A 21,434-nucleotide genomic window follows, 5' to 3' on the forward strand; every position below is an offset into this window, starting at 1 on the left:
AAAGCTATAGCCGGGTTGCGCTGATCGTGAGCCCTCCGTCGATGTGTAAGGTCTGGCCGGTGATGTAGCCGGCCAGCGGGTGCAGCAAGAAGTCGATGGCATGGGCGATCTCCACCGGCTCGGACACCCGCTGTAGCGGCACGGCGGCGAGCAACGCCTCGGTCTGCGGCGCGCCGGGCGGACTGGCGGTCTTGAACAGCTCGGTGGCGACGGGCCCGGGGGCAATCACATTGACCGTTATCTGGTCCGGGGCCAGCTCCAGCGCCCAGGTGCGGCTCATGCCGATGACGGCGGCCTTGGTGGCGCTGTAGGCGGTGCGGTTGGGCTTGCCCAGCGCTGCGCGCGAGGAGATATTGACGACCCGGCCCGCGCGCGCCTGGCGCATGCCCGGCAGCAGCGCCTGCATGCAGACCAGGCAGGCGTTCACGTTCAGCGCCATGGCCTCGTTCATGTCGGCTACGCTGGTGTGGGCCAGGTCGGTGGTGTGGGCGAGCGCCGCGTTGTTGACCAGGCCATAGAAGGGCGCCTGCGCGGCCAGGTCGCTGACCAGCGCCCGCGTGCCTTCCAGGTCCATCAGGTCACAGGCGATGAACTGCTCATCGGGCCGCGCGTCGGCGGGGATGCTGCGGGCCAGGCCAATCGTCTGGTAGCCCTTGTCGGCGAGGTAGCGCATCGTGGCGCGGCCAATGCCCCGGCTGGCGCCGGTCACCAATACCCGGGGTTGGCGGGAGCTGTCTGTCATGCCTGGCCTTTCAATAGTTGTCGACCGATGATGGTCTTTTGCACTTCGGTCGCGCCTTCGTAGATGCGCATAGGGCGCACTTCGCGGTAGAGGCGCTCGACCACGCTGCCGCAGGTGATGCCCATGCCGCCCCAAAGCTGCACGGCGGCATCGACCACCTGGAAGGCGGCCTCGGTGCCCTGCATCTTGGCCATCGCCGCCTCGGTGCTGATGCGGCGCTGACGCACATCGCGCAGCCAGGCGGCCTTGTGCACCAGCAGGCGTGCGGCTTCCAGCTGCGTCGCCATATCGGCCAGCTTGTGCTGCACTGTCTGCATCTCGGCCATCGCCTGGCCATAGAGCTGGCGCTGGCTGACCCGCGCCAGGGTCTCATCGAGCGCGCGCTGGCCCATGCCCAGCGCGGCGGCCCCCACCGAGCTGCGGAAGATATCGAGCACGCCCATCGCCACCTTGAAGCCTTCGCCCGGCTGGCCCAGCAGGCGGCCCGCAGGCACTTTGCACGCGTCAAAATGGATCTCGGCGAGCGGGTGGGGCGCGATGATGTCGATGGCGCGGTGGATGTGGAGGCCCGGGGTGTCGGCATCGACCAGCAAGGCCGACAGGCCGCTTGCACCCCTGGCCTCTTCGGTGCGGGCGATGACCACATAGAAGTCGGCGATGCCGCCGTTGGAGATATAGGACTTGGCGCCATCGAGCAGGTAGTGGTCGCCCTGCAGCACCGCCCGTGTCTTGGTAGCGGCCACGTCCGAGCCGCCATCGGGCTCGGTCAGCGCAAACGCTGCCACCTTGCGGCCCTGGCTGCAGGCCTGCACATAGGGCGCCACCAGCTGCGCATCACCCTTTTGCCATAGCGCAGCACTGCCGATGCCCTGCATGCTGAAGACAAAATCGGCCAGCGGCGCGTAGTAGCCCAGGCATTCGCGCACCAGGCAGATGGCGCGCAGGTCCACCGCAGGCGGCAGACCATCGGCCATTGCCGGCGCCGCATATTCCAGCAGGCCATGCTGGGCGAGGCTGTGCAGCCAGTGGGCGCATTCGGCCTGCAGGTCGTGCGGGGTTTCATCGGCCAGGCGCGCACGGTTGTGGCTGATCCAGTCGTTGAGCCGGGCGATGACCTCGGCATGCCGCTCGTCAAAAAATGGCGTCTCGGCCAGGGTCCAGCTGTGTTTCATGCGCTGGCCTCCTGGGCGAGCAGGCTGTGGGCCAGGTCGCGCAGCTCGTTGCGTTTGACCTTCTTGCCATTGGGCCCCATGGTGTAGGGAAAGGTCTCGACCCGGAAGATACGGATGGGCACCTTGTAGCGCGCAATCTGCTGCTGCAGCTGGGCCTTGATCGCCTCCTCGTCCCAGCGTTGGTCGGCGTTGTCCCGGGGATCCAGCACAAAGGCCACCGGGCGCGAGCTGCCCGAGGCATTGACCGCGACCACCTGGCATGCGCTGGCGCCGCAAAGCGCCATCACCGACTCCTCAATCTCGGCCGGGTTGACCAAAAAGCCGCCGATGCGCAGCACATCGCCCAGGCGCGAGATATGCGTGAAGCCGCCATCGCCATTGAGGTAGCCCAGATCACCCGAGCGCAGGAAGCCGTCATCGGTAAAGGCCTGCTGCGTCGCCTGCGCGTCGTGCAGGTACTGCTGCATCAAGGTGGGGCTGTAGAACTCCAGCTCACCGGGCTCTTGCGCCTCGGCGATGGCGCCGGTCTCCAGATTGCGCACGCGCACCCGTGCCTGCGGGCAGACCGGAAAACCGCCGGACTGGGCGCGCCGGGGCAGAGGCGCCGCCGGGTCCTGGTGGGCAAACAGCGCAAAGGTCTCGCTCATGCCAAAGCAGCCGACCATCGGTATGCCGTACTGCAAGGCACGGGCGGGCAGCGCATCGAGCCCGGGCACAAAATTGGCATGGCCAAAAAAGCGCAGCGCCTGCGGCTGCCAGCCCGAGGGCAGCTCGGCGATGAGTTTGTCGACCATGTCGTTGGTGCCAAACATATGGGTGATGGGCTCGCGCTGCAGGCAGGCCGCTGCACGTGCGGTATCGAATACCTCGTGCAGCACCAGGCACGCGCCAGCTGCCAAGGTGGCCATCGCCGCCGTGTAGCCAAAGGCCCCGCACAGCGGCAGCGCCAGCAGGCTGCGGCAGCCGCTGTCGATGCCAAAGCCGGGTGCCACATCCTGTGCATGCTGGGCCACGCTGGCCTGGCGGTGCACGATGAGCTTGGGCTGGCTGGTGGTGCCCGAGGACGACAGGATGATGCAGGTCTGCGCGCCCTGGCAGTTGCTGCTGTGCGGCGTTGTTGCGGCTGCGGCCATCAGCGCCTGCCAGGGCTGGATCTGCAGCACGCCGCCACCGGCCTGCAGCGGGGCAGAGGCAGCGGTAGCCGGGCTCAGGCTGGCATCGATCAGGCACTGCAGGCTGCCGCCTTGCTGCGCCAGAATTTGCTCCAGGCTATTGCCGGGCAGCAGGCTGGCAGCACTCGCGGCTGCGCCATTCATCACGGCCAGCGCATTGGCGGTGGCTCGGTCAAAGGCCAGCGCCTTGCAGCCGGAGCGGTCGATAAAGCGGCTGATCTCCTTGACGCCCAGCTTGAGGTTGAGGCTCAAGCTGGTGATGCCCAACTGGGCGCAGGCCAGGTGCAGCAGCAGCCAGTGGGGCGTGTTGGGCAGCCACAGGCCCAGCACATCGCCGGCCACCAGGCCTTGCTGGCGCAGGCCGTGGGCGCATTGCTGCACCTGGCTGCGCAGCTGGGCATAGCTGTGGGTGCTGGCGCCAAACTGCAGCGCGGGCGCATCGTCCGCGCCCAGCGCCAGCAGGCTGCGCACATCGTTGGCCCGCGCGCTGGGGGGCGCGCTGGCCATAGTTTGGGAGGTCATAGGTCGGCCTTTAGACGGTGGCCACGGGGGTGACGGGCGAGCCCACGGCGCCGGGCAGGCGCAACGCAGGGGCCGTGAGCATGAAGCGGTAGCGGCCATGGGCCTGCAGCCACTGCGCCAGCGGGTGCAGGTACCACAGCTCGCCAAACGGCATGCCGAGCTTGAACAGGCACAGCTCATGCAGTGGCAAAAAGGCGCAGTTGCCATCGACGGGCCGGCCGGGCACCGATTCGATGCCGTAGTTGTCGGCCACCAAGGTGGTGATGTGGCTGTCGATGATCCACTGCTGCAGCTCGGGATCACGCCCGTCGAGCACCGCGCCGACGGTCTCGGGCATATCGGACTTCGGCGGGCCATCGCAGGCGAGCAGCAGCTCGCTAAAGCCGGTGTAGAGCGCGACGATGTCGCCACGGGTCACCTCGATGCCATCGGCCTTGAGCACCTCCTTGAGCATCTTGCCCGAGACGAGCGTGTGGCCGTCGCCAAAGTGGCGGCGCAGGTTGACCAGCACGCCCCGGCCCTGGATGGCCTGCTCGGCCAGGCGCTCCACACCCAGCGCCTTGGCGCGGGACTGGCCGCCCATGTCCGGCAGGTCATCGGGCGCCAGAATGTCGATACCGGCCTGGAAGCCGTTGTAGTAGACCAGCTCGTCGACGCCATCGCCATTGATGTCGAAATGGCTGCCCACGTGCGAGAGCGCATCCCACTGCGTCGAGTACTGCAGGTAAATCTCGGCATAGTCGTCGCTGACCACATCGGTGTAGTTCGGGTTCTCACGCGAGAGCGCAAAGTTCAGGCCTGGGCCCAGCGGGCGGCGCGAGGGCTTGATGATCGGCGGGTGGCGGCGCGGGTTGAGCGCATTGCCGCCGGGCTTGTCCAGCGGCAGGCTCAGGCAAAAGCGCTCGCCGGTCTGTATCTCCTGCGCCGCTTCTTTGACCTTGTCCGCCGTCAGGTAGTTCAGGCGGCCGAGCTGGTCATCGGGGCCAAAGTCGCCCCAGTTCGATTGCGCGGGGCGCTGGGTCCAGCGCGGCGAGCCGGCGCTGCCGACAACTGGGGCAAGGTGCGGGGCATGTACAGGGCGGTAGGCGTTCATAGGGTTTTCCAGATAACGGGGGAGACAGCGCGCAGCGGCGATCTGCCGTAGCTTGTGCGCACCTCAAGAGGTACCGAGCAACTATGAGACGGGATGTGCCGGGATGGCAAAAGCTGGCAGCACGGATGTTCACGATATGAACTCAGGTTTTCCCGGGGCGCAAAGCCCTGCGCGCTTGGTCAAGGTGCTGCGGCTGCTCACGCGCCACCATGTGCAAGGCCTGTCGATTGCGGAATTGACCGCGCAGTCGGGGCTGGACCGCTCGACCGCACGGCGCTTGCTGATGGTGCTGGCCCAGTCTGGCTATGCGGCCAAGGATGCGGTCACAGGCCGCTACCGCTTGGGGGTCGAAGCCATGCTGACGGGGCTGGCGGCGATGGCCAAGCCGCCCATCTTCGAGGTCTGTCACCCGGTGATGGTCAGCGTGGCCCGGCGCAGCGGCGACACGGTGTTTCTGATCATCCGCGTGGGCGACTTTGCCCACTGCCTGCATGTGCAGCCGGGCAGCACGGTGCTGCATGCCCACAGCCTGATGACCGGGCAGATCCGCCTGCTGGGCCAGGGCACGGCCAGCCTGGCGCTGGCCGCCAGCCTGCGCGATGCCGAGCTGGAGCAGATCTACCAGCGCCGCCGGCTGGACTACGAGGCCGCCGGCATCAGCCAGGAGCGGCTGATGGACATGGTGCGCCAGACGCGCAAACGCGGCCATGCGCTCAGCGTCAACCTGCTCACCTCGGGCGCCACCGGCGTGGGGCTGGCGATCGAGTTCCAGACCGCCCATAGCGCGCACATGGCCGCCATCAGCGTGGCCAACCACGACGCGCAGATGGATGCGCTGCACCAGGCGCAGGCGCTGCAGGTGCTGCGCGAGGAGTTGGCCCAGGCGGGTATTGCGCAGGTGGGCGGCGGCGATCGCGTAGGACGGTAGCGCAGAGTGGCCGCTGGCAAGCCAGGGAGCGGAACCTGGGCCGCGCCCTGGGCTCCAAGTGCGTTCTTTTGTGCACTTTTAACGCGGAGCCCTGATACATGACGACTGAAGAAATTCGTGCCACTTTGACCCTGTGCCTGCTCGCCTCGTTCGCCGATGGCGAGAAGCACGAGCGCGAGCGCGAGCAGATCCGCCAGGTGGCCGAGGGCCTGGCGGCCGACCAGCAGATCAACCTGCCCCACCTCTACCAGGATGTGCTGCTGCGCCGTGTGCAATTGGGCGATGTGCTGGCCCAACTGCAGACCACCGAGGCGCGCCAGCTCGCCTATGAGATGGCGCTGTGCGTCTGCGAAGCCGATGGCAGCACCAGCCCCAAGGAAGCGGCCTTTTTGGCGCAACTGCGCGAGGCTTTTGGTACGGCAGGGCAGGCGCCCACCGCGCCCGGTCCTACCGCAGCGCCTGCAGTGGCTGCCGCGACGGGGATGGCTGCAGCGGCAGCGTTGGCCACGCCGCCTGCGCAGGCGCTGGCCGGCAACCTGGTCGATGCGCCATTGAACGCCGCCTTGCCCGACACCCCGCTGGCGCTGACGGAGCCCGCGCCCCATCCGGCAGCGGCCGACCCGCTGGTGCCGGCGCAGGCCGAGCGCCGGCCTTCGAGCTTGTCGGTGGAGGCGATGGACCAGAAGATCCTCAAGGCCTCGGTTCTCAACGGTGCGATCGAGCTGCTGCCCGAGAACCTCTCGACGCTGGCGATCATTCCGCTGCAGATGCGCCTGGTCTACCAGATCGGGCAGAACTATGGCTACGAGCTGGACAAGGGCCACATCAAGGACCTGCTGGGCGCGCTGGGTGTCGGCTTGACCTCGCAGTACCTGGAGCAGGCGGGGCGCAAGCTGCTGGGTGGCCTGCTGGGCAAGGCCGGCAAAGGCCTGCTCGGCGGCCTGGGCCGGCAGGCCGTCAGCAGCGGCATGAGCTTTGCCTCCACCTATGCGCTGGGCCATGTCGCCAACCAGTACTACGCCGGCGGGCGCCAGCTGTCGACTGACATGCTGAAGAACGCCTACCAGCATGTGATGCAGGATGGCCGCCAGCTGCAGTCGCGCTACCAGGCGCAGATGCAGGAGACTGCGAGCGGCCTGAACACCGCCAAGATCCTGTCGATGGTGCGTGGCGGTCAGTAGCGATATTTCTGAATGTAACTATCGCTGTAGGTCAAATGCTTGAATAAATGCAGGACGACACCGGCAAGGTTGTCAAAATGCATGAATAGTCGCTTGGTGATTTTGCGATGGGGTTCTGCCCAGCCCGCCATTTTGGCGGGCTTTTTTGTCTGACGTCTGCGCGACAAAAAATCATACAAAAACGAGCACTTATCCTATATTTCTCCTCTGAGTTCTGGCGGAGAAAGACCCGAAGTGCACGGCATATTCTGTCGCTCAAGAGGGCGAGGGCGGTAACCCGCACAGGCGGTTTGACCCGCTGGCGCAGCCCGCTTTGGTTATAGACCAGAACTAGCTGCGCTTATAGATTCTTTCAATAAATTAATTTTAGATTTACCAAAGGTTCGCAGTACGGTTGCCCTTGTGAATCGTTGTGTTTGCATGAGTAATCAGCGGCACCTGTCCTCGACCGCCGGGGGGTATGGCCTGGGTTTATCCCACCCATCCTGGCGTCCTGGCTTGGTGCCCAAGGAGACGCTATGAACCCGATTGGTGCGCAGAGGACCCTCCGCCATCTGCTCTACGGGGGGCTCGCGAGCCTGGCCCTCATCTGCAGTTCCGCCGTCCAGGCGGCCTCGGCCGGATCCGGCCGGGCCTATGGCCTGCAGGTCACCGCCGATGTGGTGGGTGTGGGACTCGGTGTCCCGATTGCCGATACCGGCCAGAAAACGGCACCACCGGATTTCAATACCCCCACCTCGGTCGTCAGTGCGTCTGTCGCTGCAGGCGTAGGCAATTTGCTGACCGTGCGTACGGGCGTGCTCAACGCCGCCACGCAAAGCAAGCTGGCGCAAAACAGTGTGGTGTCTTCGTCCTCCGTCAACGGCTTGGCCCTCAAGCTCGCGGGGCTGGCGCTGGGGGCTGACACCATCAGTTCGCAAGCCAAGATGTCGTGCGACAACGGGGTGCCCAAACCAGAGGGCAGCGCACAAATCCTCGGGGCGACGGGATCGCTCGTGGGGGTGAGTGTGGCGGCAAATACCCAAACCAATCTGACGATTGGCGTGCCCACGCTCGGAACCATGGTGGGGGTCGTCCTCCACACCAATGAGCAAATACTGAGCAACCAGGGCAAGACACTGAGCGTCAATGCGCTGCGTGTGGAGCTGGTCGCCTCTGCGCTGGGCGCGCGGTTGCTCGGTGCATCCGTCGTGGTAGGCAACTCCTCTGCAACCCTGTCCGATTGCGCGCCCACGGTCACGCTGGCGCCCTTGCCGTTGATTACCACCAGCAACCAGGCGGCTATATCCGTTAGCGGAACCTGCAGCGCCGGCAGTGGCAATGTGGCCATCAGCTCTACGCCCACCGGCGTGAGCCAGTCGCTGCCTTGCTCTGCCACTGGCAGCTATTCCGGTTCGGTGGACACCACAGCGCTGGCCGATGGTCCCGTGACGCTCACGGCATCACAGAGCCCCGCAGGGCCGACCAGCTCGTCGAGCCAGTCCACCACCAAGAACACGGCCCCGGTCTTGCAACCGCCAGTCGTGACGGTCGTCTCTGCGCCGCCTATCACCGCAGCGAACCAGGCGTCCTACAGCGTCTCGGGCACCTGCTCGGCCAATGGTGCATCGGTCTCCATCCTGGTCGGGGTAGTGCCCGCATCGGCACAGTGCAGCGGCGGCCTCTGGTCCGCCGCCGGCCTGAATGTCACAGCCGTGCCCAATGGGGCGGTCACGGTCATGGCCTCGCAAACTGTCAGTGGTCTGCTCGGCTCGGGCAGCTTGACGACCAGCAAGGACGCCGCAGGGGTTCTGCCCGTGGTGGTCGTTACGTCGGCACCGGCGATCACCGCAGCGAACCAGGCCTCCTATAGCGTCTCGGGCACATGTTCGGTGAACGGCACCAACGTTTCCGTCGTCATCGACACTGTCAATGCCACGGTGCCCTGTACTGGCAATATCTGGGCCGCCGCAGGCCTGGATGTCACGGCCTTGCCCAATGGGGCTGTCACGGTCACTGCGTCGCAAACCGTTGGTAACCAAACGGGATCGGGCAATCTGGGGACCACGAAGGACTCGGCCGGTGCTATCCCCGTCGTGACCATCAGCCTGGCTCCCGCCATCACGCTGGCCAACCAGGCGGCCTATACGGTTTCGGGCAACTGCTCGGTCAACGGCAGCAACGTGGCCGTGCTGGTGGGCTCGGTCGCTGCCTCTGCGCTGTGTGCGAATGGCAGCTGGTCCACGGCCGGCCTGGATGTCAGTGGCTTGCCCAATGGGGCCGTCACGGTCATGGCGTCGCAAACGTTGGGCGGCCAAACCGGATCGGCCAGCCTGGTGACCAGCAAGGACGTGACGGGCGCCGTGCCCGTGGTAGCGGTGACCTCGGCCCCCGCGATCACGGCAGTGAACCAGAGCTCTTACACGGTATCTGGTACCTGTTCGGCCAGCGGCACCAACGTGGCCGTGCTGATCGGCTCCATCTCGGCTGCGGCGCCTTGTAACGGCGGCATCTGGTCCACCGCAGCGGTGGATGTCGGTAGCCTGCTCGATGGCGCGGTCACGGTGACGGCGTCGCAGACGGTGGGCGGCCAGACGGGATCGGGCAGCCTGCAGACCAGCAAGAACACGGTGGTGGACGCCCCCGTGGTGACCATTAGCTCGGCACCCGCCATCACGGCGCTCAATGAGGGCGCCTATACCGTCTCGGGCACCTGCTCGGCCAATGGCACGAATGTCGCTGTGCTGGTCGGCTCCGTGGCGGCTGCGGCGCCCTGTACGGGCAACATCTGGTCCAGCTCAGGTCTCGATGTCAGCGGCTTGGCAGATGGGCCGGTGCTGGTCTCCGCCTCGCAAACGGTAGGCGCGCAAACGGGGTCGGGCACGCTGGTGACAGCCAAAGACACGGCGGGTGTCGCACCGGTGGTGACCATCAGCGCTGCACCCGCCATCACGGCGCTGAACGAGGCAGCCTATACCGTCTCGGGCACTTGCTCGGTCAACGGGTCCAACGTCAACGTCCTGATCGGCTCCATCTCTGCATCGGCGACCTGCGATGCCGGCCTCTGGACCACCCCGGCGCTGAATGTCGCTGCTTTGCCGGATGGCGCGGTCACCGTGACCGCTTCGCAAACCGCCAATGGCCAAATCGGATCGGGCACGCTGGTGATCGCCAAGGACACGGCGGGAGTCGCTCCTTCCGTGGCCGTCACCTCGGCTCCCGCCATCACGGGTTCCAACCAGGCGTCCTATGTCGCTTCGGGCACCTGCTCGGCCAACGGCAGCAACGTGGCCGTTCTGGTCGGCTCCATCGCTGCCACGGCACTGTGCGACGGCGGTGTGTGGGCCACGGCAGGCCTGGATGTCAGTGGCTTGCCCGATGGCGCGGTCACGGTCACGGCCACGCAAACCGTCGGTGGCCAAACGGGATCGGGCAGCCTGGTGACGAGCAAGAGTTCGGCCGGCATCGCTCCTGTGGTGAGCATCACCTCGGCGCCTGCGATCACGGCAGCGAACGAGTTGTCCTATACCGTCTCGGGCACCTGCTCGGTCAACGGCACGGGTGTTGATGTGCTGGTCGGCACCGTCGCTGGCTCGGCGCCCTGCAGTGGCGGCATCTGGTCCACCGCAGGCCTCAATGTCAGTGGCTTGCCCAATGGACCCGTCTCGGTCGTTGCCGCGCAGACGGTGGGCGGCCTGACGGGCTCGGGGAGTTTGGTGATTGGAAAGGACTCCGAGGGAATCGCCCCGGTGGTCACCATTACCTCGGCGCCCGCGATCACCGCGGCCAACCAGTCGGCCTATACCGTATCGGGCACCTGCTCGGAAAACGGCGTGGTGGTAACGGTGCATGTCGGTGACGTTGCAGCGGTGCCGCAGCCTGTGTGCAACGGCGGCATCTGGTCGACCGCAGCGATGGATGTCAGCGCCTTGCCCGATGAGATGGTGCTGGTGACGGCTTCGCAGACGCTGAACGGCCAAACCGGATCGGGCAGCCTGGTGACCGCCAAGGACACGGCCGGCATCGCGCCGGTGGTGGCCATCAGCTCGGCACCGGCCATCACGGCTGCCAACCAGTCTGCCTATACCGTCTCGGGTACCTGCACGGTGGATGGCAGCAACGTGGCGGTACTGGTCGGCTCGGTTGCGGCTTCGGCCCCATGCAGCGGCGGCAGCTGGACCAGCGCAGGGCTGGATGTCAGTGGTTTGCCCGATGGATCAGTCACGGTGACGGCCTCGCAAACGGCCGGTGGTTTGACGGGATCGGGCAGTTTGGTGACCGCCAAGGACACGGCAGGCGTTGCCCCGTCGGTGTCCATCACTTCGGCAGCGGCGATCACGGCGGCCAACCAGTCGGCCTATGTCGTATCGGGCACTTGCTCGGTCAACGGCACGGATGTCTCCGTTCTGGTGGGCCAGGTCGCTGCAGCGGCGCCTTGCAGCAGCGGTACCTGGGTTACCGCTGGCATGGACGTGAGCGGCTTGCCCGCTGGCGCGGTCACGGTCATGGCATCGCAAACGGCGGGTAGCCAAACGGGATCGGTGAGCCTGGTGATCAACAAGGAGCCGGTGGGGATCGTGCCCGTGGTGGCCATCACCCTGCCACCTGACATTACCGTATCTAACCAGGCGGCCTACACCGTCTCGGGCACCTGCTCGGTGGCCGGTACCAACGTGGCGGTTCAGGTTGGATCCATCGCCGCATCGGTGGCATGCGACGGCAGCAGTTGGACCACGGCTCCGCTGGATGTCAGTGGCTTGCCGGATGGATTGGTGACGGTGACCGCCTCGCAGACCGTGAGTGGCGGCTCGGGATCGGCCAGTGTGGTGGTCAACAAGACTGCGGCCGCTACTGCGCCTGTGGTGACCATTGGCTCTGCTCCCGCCATTACGCTGGCCAACCAGGCGTCCTACACGGTCTCGGGCACTTGCTCGGCGAGCGGCATCAGTGTCGCCGTCCAGGTCGGCAGTGTCCCAGCGTCTGCGACCTGTGACGCGGGAGCCTGGACTGCGTCGGGTCTGAATGTCAGTGCCTTGCCTGACGGGGTGGTCGTCGTGACCGCGGAGCAAATCGTTGGCGGCTTGTCCGGGTCGGACAGCGTGGAGACCACCAAGGCCACTGCAGCGATTGTTCCTGTGGTGGTCATCACCTCCGCACCTGCAATCACCGCCTTGAATGAGGCCGCCTATACCGTCTCGGGCACCTGCTCGGTCAATGGTGAAGTGGTGACGGTACTCGTCGGCTCGATACCCGCATCGGCAACCTGCAGCGATGGCATCTGGGCCACCGAGCCCATCAATGTCAGTGGGCTGGCTGATGGACAGATTACGGTGCAGGCCTCGCAAGACGCCGGTGGCCAGACGGGAACAGTCAGCCTGGTGATCAGCAAGGACTCTGCCGGAGCTGCGCCCGCCGTGGGTGTGATCTCGGCACCGCCGATCACGGCAGCGAACCAATCGGCTTACACCGTCTCGGGTACCTGCTCAGTCAATGGCGCAGCGGTGGCTGTTCAAATCGGCTCGGTTCCTGCATCGGCGCAGTGCAATGCCGGTATCTGGTCGAGCACGGCCGTGGACGTCAGTGCCTTGCCCGATGGCCCGGTCACCGTGACAGTTTCGCAAACGCTGGGCACACAAACCGGCACGGGCAGCCTGGTGACCACCAAGGATGCGGCCGGAATCGTACCCGTGGTGAGCGTGACGTCGGCACCTGCGATCACGTTGGCCAACCAGGCAGCCTATACCGTCTCGGGCTCTTGCTCGGTGGGCGGCAGCAACGTGGCGGTCCTGGTCGGCTCGGTATCGGCGTCGGCAGTGTGCAATGCGGGCATCTGGTCCACAGCAGCTGTTGATGTCACTGCCTTGCCTGATGGAGCAGTCACCGTCATGGCCTCGCAAACTGCCAGTGGTCAAACGGGATCGGGCAGCTTGGTGACCAGCAAGGAGACGGCAGGCGCCGCCCCAGTGGTGACCGTCAGCTCGGCACCCGCCATTACCGCAGCCAACCAGGCTTCGTATACCGTCTCGGGCAGCTGCTCGGCCGACGGCATCCCTGTCGCGGTTCAGGTCGGTTCGGTGGCTGCAAGCGCGCCATGCGCGGCTGGCAACTGGTCCGCCGCTGGTCTGGATGTCACTGGCCTGGCCGATGGACCGGTCACCGTAACTGCGGCGCAGACCGTCGGCAGTGTGCTGGGCTCGGGTAGCCTGGTGACCAACAAGAGCACAGGTAGTGTCCAACCCGTGGTGACGATTACCTCGGCTGCGGATATCACGGCAGCCAACCAGTCGGCCTATAGCGTCTCGGGAACCTGCTCGGTCAACGGTACCAATGTGGATGTGCTGGTCGGCTCGGTGTCCGCATCGGTGCCCTGCACCAGCGGCAGTTGGATGACCTCAGCGTTGAATGTCAGTGGCTTGCAGGACGGCACGGTCACTGTGACGGCTCAGCAAACGGTGGGGACCCTGGTGGGGTCGGCCAATGTGCAGGTCAACAAGGGCACTGGCGTAGCTACACCCGTGGTGACCATTACGTCGGCACCTGCCATCACGGCAGCCAATGCATCGGCGTACTCCGTCTCGGGCACTTGCTCGGTGGGCGGCAGCAATGTGGATGTGCAGGTCGGCTCGGTGTCTGCAACGGCGCCGTGCATGGGTGGCCTCTGGGCGACCGAGGGCATGGACGTCAGTGGGCTGGCGGATGGGCCGGTTGCGGTGACGGCGACCCAAGTGGCAGGTGGCCAGACGGGCACGGGCAGCTTTGCCACCAGCAAGGACACCGCAGGCGTGGCACCGGTGGTGGCAATCACCTCGGCGCCTGTGATCACGGCAGCCAACCAGTCGGCCTATACCGTCTCGGGTACCTGCTCGGCGGAGGGCGCCGATGTGGATGTGCTGATAGGCGGCCTCACCGCATCGGGGGCTTGCAACAACGGCATCTGGGCGACTGCGGCCATCGATGTCAGCGGCTTGGCCGATGGACCGGTCTCCGTGTCGGCGTCTCAGACGGTGGGTGGCCAGATCGGCTCCAGCGGTTGGACGACCAGCAAGGATGCGGCTGGCCTGGTACCTGCGGTGGCCATTACCTCGGCACCTGCGATCACGGCGGCGAACCAGTCGGCCTATAGCGTATCGGGCACCTGCTCGGCAGATGGCGCTGCTGTCACGGTGCTGATTGGATCGATCCCGGCATTGGCACAGTGCAACGCGGGCATCTGGGCCAGCTCGGGTGTGGATGTCAGCGGCTTGCCCGATGGCGCGGTCACCATCATGGCCTCGCAAACCGCTGGTGCCCAAACGGGATCGGGTAGCCTGGTGACCACCAAGGACTCGGCGGGCGCTTCACCTGCGGTGGCCATTACCTCGGCGCCAGCCATCACGGCGGCCAACCAGTCGGCCTATACCGTCTCGGGCACCTGCTCGGCCGATGGTGGCAATGTGGCTGTGCTGGTGGGCTCCGTCTCGGCGTCCGCTGTCTGCACCGGCGGCATCTGGGCCAGTCCGGCCATGGATGTCAGTGGCTTGGCTGATGGACCGGTCTCCGTGTCGGTGTCGCTGACGGCGGGTGGCCAGACGGGCACCGGCGGCTTTGTGACCAGCAAGGATGCGGCGGGGGCTATTCCTGCTGTGGCGATTACTTCGGCACCTGCGATCACAGCGGCCAACCAGTCGTCCTATACCGTATCGGGCACCTGCTCGGTCGGTGGTACCAATGTGACGGTTCTGGTTGGCAGCATCTCTGCGACGGCCGTGTGCAGCGGTGGCAGCTGGTCCGTTATGGGTCTGGATGTCAGCGGCTTGCCCAATGGACCGGTGACGGTGACGGTGGCGCAGACGGCGGGAGGCCAGACGGGCTCCGGCGGTTTTGTGACCAGCAAGGACGCGGCTGGAGTAGTGCCTGCCGTGGCCGTGACCTCGGCGCCGGCGATCACGGCGGCCAACCAGACTGCCTATACCGTATCGGGCACCTGCTCGGTCGATGGCACCAACGTCATTGTGCTGGTCGGTTCCATCTCTGCCACAGCACTGTGCAGTGGTGGAACTTGGTCGACACCTGGACTGGATGTCAGCGGCTTGCCAGATGGCGCGGTCACGGTGACTGTCGCACAGACAGCGGGTGGCCAGACGGGAACCGGTGGTTTTGTGACCAGCAAGAGTGCGGGTGGCGGCACGCCAGTGTTTGCCATCACTTCGGCGCCAGCCATCTCCTTGTCCAACCAGGCGTCCTACACCGTCTCGGGCACTTGCGCGGCCAGCGGCAGCAATGTGACCGTCGTGGTCGGCTCCCTGTCTGCCTCGGTGCCTTGCAATGGCGGAACCTGGTCCACGGCAGGGCTGGATGTCCGTGGCTTGCCTGATGGTGCGGTCATGGTGACGGCTTCGCAGACGGTGGATGGTGCAGTGGTCTCCAGTTCCCAGAATGCGGTCAAGGACACCGTGGCACCCGTCGTCTCGATCGGCATGGCGCCGAGCATCGATACGTCCAACCAGGGCGCATACAGCCCTGCGGGCAGCTGCACCTCGGGTGACGGCACCATGACGGTGAAGGTGGGTACTGTCCAGGCTGCGGCAGCCTGCATCAACGGCAGTTGGACGGCGCCTGGCATGGATGTCCGTGGTCTGCCCGATGGAGCAGTTGCCGTGACGGCATCGCAGACGGACCAAGCCGGCAACACGGGCAGCATCACCCGCGAAGTCTCGAAGTCGACGGGCTCTGGCGGCGAGCCGCCCGAGCCTCCCGTTGCCCGGATTGCGCCCCAGAACGGTACCTGGATCATCAGCGATGAGCTCAATGGCGAGCCAGGCCGCGGCATGGGTATCGACATCCAGGACGGCGTGCTGTTCATGCAGGTCTACAACTACCGCCAGTCGGGGGAGGCGACCTTTCACACGGCACTGGGCACCTTGCGCGACAACAAAGTGACCGCTCCGCTGTACTTCTACGAAGGCGGGCGCTACTTTGGCAGCGAGCAACGCGATGGCCATGCGGCCGGCAGCCCTGGCAATGTGGTCATCACCTTCACCAGCCGCAGCACCGGTACGATCCAGTTCCCGGGCGAGCCGGTAAAGGCCATGCACCGCTTTGACTATGAGGGCACGCCCGCTGGTGTCTTCTCCGATCCGGCCTTTGTCGACCGCTGGGCCATGGTCGAGCTCAACAGCAGCAACCAACCGGTGCGCAGCTGGTGGGCCGATATCGGCACGAGCGAGCAGGTCTCGATGAGCGAGGATTGGGCGGCAGCAGCGATGGGCTGGCCATACCCACCTACCGTGGCAACGGCGGTCCATGGCTTTGGCGGCACCTTGTCGGGCCATGTGGTGGCGCAATGCAGCTACGGCGGCCGGGGTCTGGTGTTCAACTGCTCGGGCAACCGTGCGGGGGCTAACGGTGCGCCGGTGATCGCGATGACGATGCAGCGTGGTGTTGACCAGCTCAGCGGCACGGTGAAGGAGGGCGGTGGAGACACCCGGCGCCTGGTGGGCTTCCGCGTGGCCCGTGCTGCCTACTCCTGGCAGGACAACCAGAGCGTGCGCACCAGCTACTACGCGCCAGGCTACCTGCCTGAGTCGGGTACCTGGGTCGTCAGTAGCGAGTTGCGGGGCCTGCCAGGTCGCGGTATTTCCATCGAGCTGCAAAAGCCGCTGAACCAGGAGGAGCATCTGTTGTTCATGTCGGTGTACGACTACCAGAGCGACGGCAAGGCGACGTTCCACAGTGTGCTTGGCGCGCATGACGCATCGACCACACCAGAGCCCAACACCCCCGATCTGCCCACAGTGCAGTACCAGGGCGGGCGTTACTTTGGTGGCCCGGCTGCGAGTGCTCGCTTCAAGGCGGAAGCGGGACCGACCCAGTCGATCCACTTCAGTGCGCCTTCGGTGGGAACGCTGGCCTTCCCCGGCGAGCAGCCGTTGCAGATAGAGCGTTTCTACTATGGCGTCAACAAGGGCTCGGCCCAGTCGCTGCGCGGATCCTGGTCGGTGCTGTCTGCCACGGATGCGATGCCAAGCCGGATCTTCCGCTTCCAAAAGCGCGACGAGAACTCGGTCATCGATACCGACTCGGGCTATGTCTGTGTCGCCGAAGTGCTGCGCCAGTACAACTTCCGCTGCACTGGCCCTGCGGGCACACCGGCCTTCCGTTTTGTCGCAGGCTTCTATGGCGCCAGCTCCGGCATTGTGGGAGACGCCGAAGATGCCCCAGCCATCACCGTGATGCGGGTGACGGATCCGAACGGCGAGATGGTGCAGGCAGGCGACTGAGGCCAATGAGCCACCGCGGGCCGGCCAAGGCGCAGCGGTGGCAACTGAGCCGGGTTGCGGTCCAGATAAAGCATCTACTTGAGGTTTGAAGGCTATGGCGCTGTTGCCAAATCGGCATCGAATCTATGCCAGGATGTAACCGCCGCTGTAAGCCGAGGCCTTGATTTGACGGTAGAAGGCGCTGTCAGATATGTCAGACGGAGCAGAGTTGAGACGGCTCCCGGGGGCTATGTACCTCTCCACCGCACCTGGCCCACCGTGATTGGGGGGCTCTTTGGTGACTGCGAGGGCTGCGAGCGACCTTTGCAAAAAAATGCATTTATGCGCGATTTCTCCTCTGTAAATCCGCAGTGCAGTAGCAAGGGGGGGTCCGACATGGGCGGATTGGACAGGTCTGCTCCCCCTGTGCTGTGCGGCCCGTAAGAGCCGGGGCTGTTGTAACCAGCTATTGGGGGGAGATGGTTGTGCTTATAAGTGTACTCAATAAAATAATTTACCGTTTACCAAAGATTCGCAGTACCTTTGCGCTTGTGAGTAGTTGTGTTTGTATGAGCAATCAGCAGCACCTGTCCTCGGCCGGTTGGTGGGGTCTGAGTGGATCACCCCCAACGGGCGTTATGGCGGTGCAGAAGGAGACGCTATGAACCCGATTGGTGCACAGAGAACTATCCGCCGTCTGCTGTACGGGGGGCTTGCAGGGCTGGCCTTCGTCTGCAGCACTTCCGCCCTGGCGGCATCCTCAGGATCCGGGCGGGCCTATGGCCTGCAGGTCACTGCCGATGTGCTCGGGGCAGGGCTGGGAGTCCCATTTGCGGATACCGGCCAAAAAAGTGCACCACCGGATTTCAACACGCCTGTTTCTGTAGCGAGTGTGGGCGTGACCGCCGGAGCCAATCTGCTGAGCGTGGGCACGGGTGTCATCAACTCCTCCACCCAAAGCAATCTGGCGCAGAACAACGTGGTATCCAACAGCTCCGTGGACGGTTTGAACCTGACGCTGGCGGGGTTGTCTCTGGGTGCCAATACCATCAGCTCTCAAGCCCGTATGGCCTGCGTCAACGGCGTGCCGCAAGGCTCGGGCGATGCCCAGATACTCGGCGGAACCGGCGCGCTCAGCGGAGTCAGCGCAAGCCTCAATGGTCTTGTAAACCTGACGATCGGGGTGCCAACCATTGGCACGGAGGTGGGTGTCAAGCTCTACACCAATGAGCAAAGCCAAAGCGGCACCTCCATGAGCGTGACCGCGCTGCGCATTGAGTTGGTGGCCAAGGCCTTGACCCTGCCTTTGCTCAACGCCTCGGTGATCGTGGGCAACTCCACCGCATCCATGCCCGATTGCAAGCCCACGGTGACCCTGAATCCTCTGCCGCCGATCAACGCGGGCAACCAGGCGTCGGTGCCCATCAGCGGCAGTTGCAGTGCCGGCAGCGGCAATGTGGCCATCAGCTCCAACCCAGCAGGCGTGAGCCAGTCGCTGCTCTGTGCAGCAGACGGCACCTATTCGGGCTCGGTCAATGCACAAGGCCTGCCCGATGGCACGGTGACGATCACCGCGACACAGACGGTGTCCGGACAGCCCCCTGGCTCGGCGAGCCAGTCGACCACCAAGAGCACGGGCTCGGTACCCCAGTTGCCGGTGGTGGCCGTCGTTGCGGCGCCCCAGATCACGGCAGCGAACCAGGCCTCGTACACGGTGTCGGGCACCTGTTCGGCCAATGGTGAGGCGGTGGCCGTCATGGTTGGATCGGTCCCGGCATCGGCGCTGTGCGGCGGCGGTGTCTGGTCGGCCTCGGGCATCAATGTGAGCGGTTTGCCTGATGGATCGGTCACGGTGACGGCCTCGCAGACGGTGGGCGGTCAGACCGGCTCGGGTAGCCTGGTGACCGGCAAGGACGCGACCGCCCCCGCGGTGGCGATTACCTCGGCACCGGTGATCAATGCGGCCAACCAGTCGTCGTATGGCGTGGCGGGCAGCTGTTCTGAAAACGGGGCGGCGGTCACGGTGCGCGTGGGGACCGTGGCTGCTGTGCCGCAGCCTGTGTGCAACAGCGGTATCTGGTCCACCTCGGGCCTGGATGTCAGTGGTCTGCCTGCAGGCGCGGTTACGGTAACCGCGATGCAGACCGATGCGGCCGGCAACATCGGCAGTGCCAGCCGCACGACCAGCAAGGACAGCAGCGCAGCTGCCGTCACGGTGGTGGTGGCGCCGCGTATCAACAGCAGCAACCAGGCCAGCTATGGCGGCGTCTCCGGCGCCTGCAGTGCGGCTGGCGGCATGGTGACGGTGGCCATTGGCAGCATCAGCAACACGGCGGCCTGCACGGGTGGCAACTGGAGCTTGAGCGCTGTCGATGTGCGCAGCCTGCCTGAGGGCACGGTGGTGGTGAAGGCCTCGCAGACAGTGGCTGGCACCGTCATCTCCGGCACGCTCAACACCGTCAAGGACACGACGGCGCCTGCGGTCTCGATCAGCACCGCGCCGACCATTGATACCTCGAACCAGAACGCCTACAGCCCAGCGGGTACCTGCACCAGCGGCGACGGCGCAGTCACGGTGAGTGTGGGATCCATCAAGGTGACGGTGGCCTGCGTCAACGGCACCTGGACGGCGCCTGGCATGCAGGTGGGCGCCTTGCCCAAGGGACCGGTCACGGTGACGGCATCGCAGACCGATGAAGCGAGCAATACCGGCAGCAGCAGCCGCGAAGTGGCCAAGACCTCGGACCCCAATGGCGAGCTGCCTGCCGGTCTGATCGCAGCCCAGAGCGGCACCTGGATCATCAAGGACGAACTCAATGGGGAGCCGGGTCGCGGCATGGGCATCGACATCCAGGATGGGGTGCTGTTCATGCAGGTCTACAACTACCGTGCTTCGGGTGCGCCGACCTTCCACACAGCACTGGGCACCCTGCACGACAACACGGTGACCGCGCCGCTGTATTTCTACGAAGGCGGGCGCTTCTTTGGCAGCGAACAACGCGACGGCCATGAGGCGGGCAGCCCCGGCAATGTGGTGATCACCTTCACCAGCCGCAACACCGGCACGATCCAGTTCCCAGGCGAGCCCACCAAGGCGATGCAGCGCTACGACTATGAAGGCACGCCAGCTGGCGTCTTTTCCGACCCGGCCTTTGTCGATCGCTGGGCGATGGTCGAGTTCAACAGCAGCAACCAACCGGTGCGCAGCTGGTGGGCCGATATTGGCACGAGCGAACAGGTGCCCATGAGTGGCGAATGGGCGGCTGCGGCGATGGCCTGGCCTTATCCCGCTACAGCGGCAACAACCGTGCATGGCTTTGGCGGCACCTTGTCCGGCCGTGTGGTGGCGCAGTGCAGCTACAGCGGCAGCGGTGTGGTGTTCAACTGCGCGGGCAACCGGGCGGGCGGCGCAGGCGGCGGTGCCGTGGTGTCACTGTCCTTGCAGCGCGGCGTGGACCAGATCAGTGGCAGCGTGCAAGAGGGCGGTGGCGAGGCCCGGCGCCTGGTCGGTTTCCGCATCGCTCGTGCCGCCTACACCCGCCAGAACAACCAGAATGTGCGCACCAGCTACTACGCACCGGGCTATGCCCTTGAGTCGGGCACCTGGGTGGTCAGCAGCGAGCTGCGGGGTCTGCCGGGTCGGGGGATTTCGATCGAGCTGCAAAAGCCTGTGACCAGCGAGGACCATATGCTGTTCATGTCGGTGTACGACTATGAGAGCAACGGACAGGCGACCTTCCACAGCCTGCTGGGCGCGCACGATGCCTCCACCACGCCAGAGCCCAACACCCCCGATCTGCCCACGGTGCAGTACCAGGGTGGGCGCTACTTTGGTGGCCCGGCTGCGATTGCCAGCTTCAAGGCCGATGCTGGTCTGACCCGGTCGATCCACTTCACCGCGCCATCGGTGGGAACGCTGGCCTTCCCCGGTGAGCAAGCGGTACAGATCGAGCGCTTCTACTACGGTGTGAACAAGGCCTCGGCCCAGTCGCTGCGCGGATCCTGGGTGCTGCTGTCGCAAACGGATGCGATAGCCAGCCGCAGCTTCCGCTTCCAGACACGCGATGCCAACTCGGTGATCGATGCGGCCTCGGGCTATGTCTGTGTCGCTGAAGTGCTGCGCCAGTTCAACTTCCGCTGCACCGGCCCGTCAGGCTCCCCAGCCTTCCGCTTTGTGGCCGGCTTCTATGGCGCCAGCACCGGCATTGTGGGAGACGCCGAGGATGCGCCGGCCATCACCGTGGTGCGGGTGACCGACCCGAACGGCGAGATGGTGCAGGCGGGCGACTGAGGAGGGGACACATCGCTGGCCCGGCCTTAGCCGGCCGGGCCGGACCTGGCCTCACCAGGCCGGGCACAGCGGTGGCTACTGACCCTGCGGGACAGGTCCGGGGCCAGACCTGTTAA

The 21,434-nt window shown here is 65.5% G+C and carries 8 protein-coding genes; 4 read left to right on the forward strand and 4 right to left on the reverse strand.

The window, feature by feature from the left end; translation table 11 throughout:
* Positions 1-4 precede the first annotated feature (4 nt).
* The 4 genes from N4T19_RS22325 to N4T19_RS22340 are packed head-to-tail and all read right to left on the reverse strand — an operon-like array spanning position 5 to position 4,701.
* On the reverse strand, positions 5-742 hold the full coding sequence (locus tag N4T19_RS22325) for an SDR family oxidoreductase (RefSeq protein ID WP_182345182.1): 738 nt from the start codon (positions 740-742) through the stop codon (positions 5-7).
* Entirely contained in the window at positions 739-1,914 is a 1,176-nt protein-coding gene (locus N4T19_RS22330; RefSeq protein WP_260719032.1) for an acyl-CoA dehydrogenase family protein, read from the reverse strand. The genes N4T19_RS22325 and N4T19_RS22330 overlap by 4 nt, the downstream gene beginning before the upstream one ends.
* Positions 1,911-3,608, reverse strand: a complete 1,698-nt coding sequence (locus N4T19_RS22335; RefSeq protein WP_260719033.1) for an AMP-binding protein — start codon at positions 3,606-3,608, stop codon at positions 1,911-1,913. The genes N4T19_RS22330 and N4T19_RS22335 overlap by 4 nt, the downstream gene beginning before the upstream one ends.
* Positions 3,609-3,618: 10 nt before the next feature.
* Entirely contained in the window at positions 3,619-4,701 is a 1,083-nt protein-coding gene (locus tag N4T19_RS22340) for a cyclase family protein (RefSeq protein ID WP_116924843.1), read from the reverse strand.
* Positions 4,702-4,837: 136 nt separating this feature from the next.
* Here N4T19_RS22340 and N4T19_RS22345 point away from each other — a divergent pair, with 136 nt between their 5' ends.
* The 4 genes from N4T19_RS22345 to N4T19_RS22360 all read left to right on the forward strand — a co-directional run bounded on the left by N4T19_RS22345 (position 4,838) and on the right by N4T19_RS22360 (position 21,318).
* Positions 4,838-5,629 carry an IclR family transcriptional regulator gene (locus N4T19_RS22345; protein WP_182345186.1) on the forward strand — a complete coding sequence of 264 codons (792 nt, stop codon included), beginning with the start codon at positions 4,838-4,840 and terminating at the stop codon, positions 5,627-5,629.
* A gap of 98 nt (positions 5,630-5,727) precedes the next feature.
* Positions 5,728-6,810 carry a TerB family tellurite resistance protein gene (locus N4T19_RS22350; RefSeq protein WP_260719034.1) on the forward strand — a complete coding sequence of 361 codons (1,083 nt, stop codon included), beginning with the start codon at positions 5,728-5,730 and terminating at the stop codon, positions 6,808-6,810.
* A 518-nt stretch (positions 6,811-7,328) separates the two neighbouring features.
* Complete coding sequence (locus N4T19_RS22355) at positions 7,329-17,048, forward strand: hypothetical protein (RefSeq protein WP_260719035.1); 9,720 nt, start codon at positions 7,329-7,331, stop codon at positions 17,046-17,048.
* 640 nt (positions 17,049-17,688) lie between these two features.
* Positions 17,689-21,318 carry a choice-of-anchor P family protein gene (locus tag N4T19_RS22360; protein WP_313900076.1) on the forward strand — a complete coding sequence of 1,210 codons (3,630 nt, stop codon included), beginning with the start codon at positions 17,689-17,691 and terminating at the stop codon, positions 21,316-21,318.
* The last annotated feature ends 116 nt before the right edge of the window (positions 21,319-21,434 follow it).

The organism is Comamonas squillarum (genome assembly GCF_025309455.1).
Lineage (GTDB): Bacteria > Pseudomonadota > Gammaproteobacteria > Burkholderiales > Burkholderiaceae_C > Comamonas > Comamonas squillarum.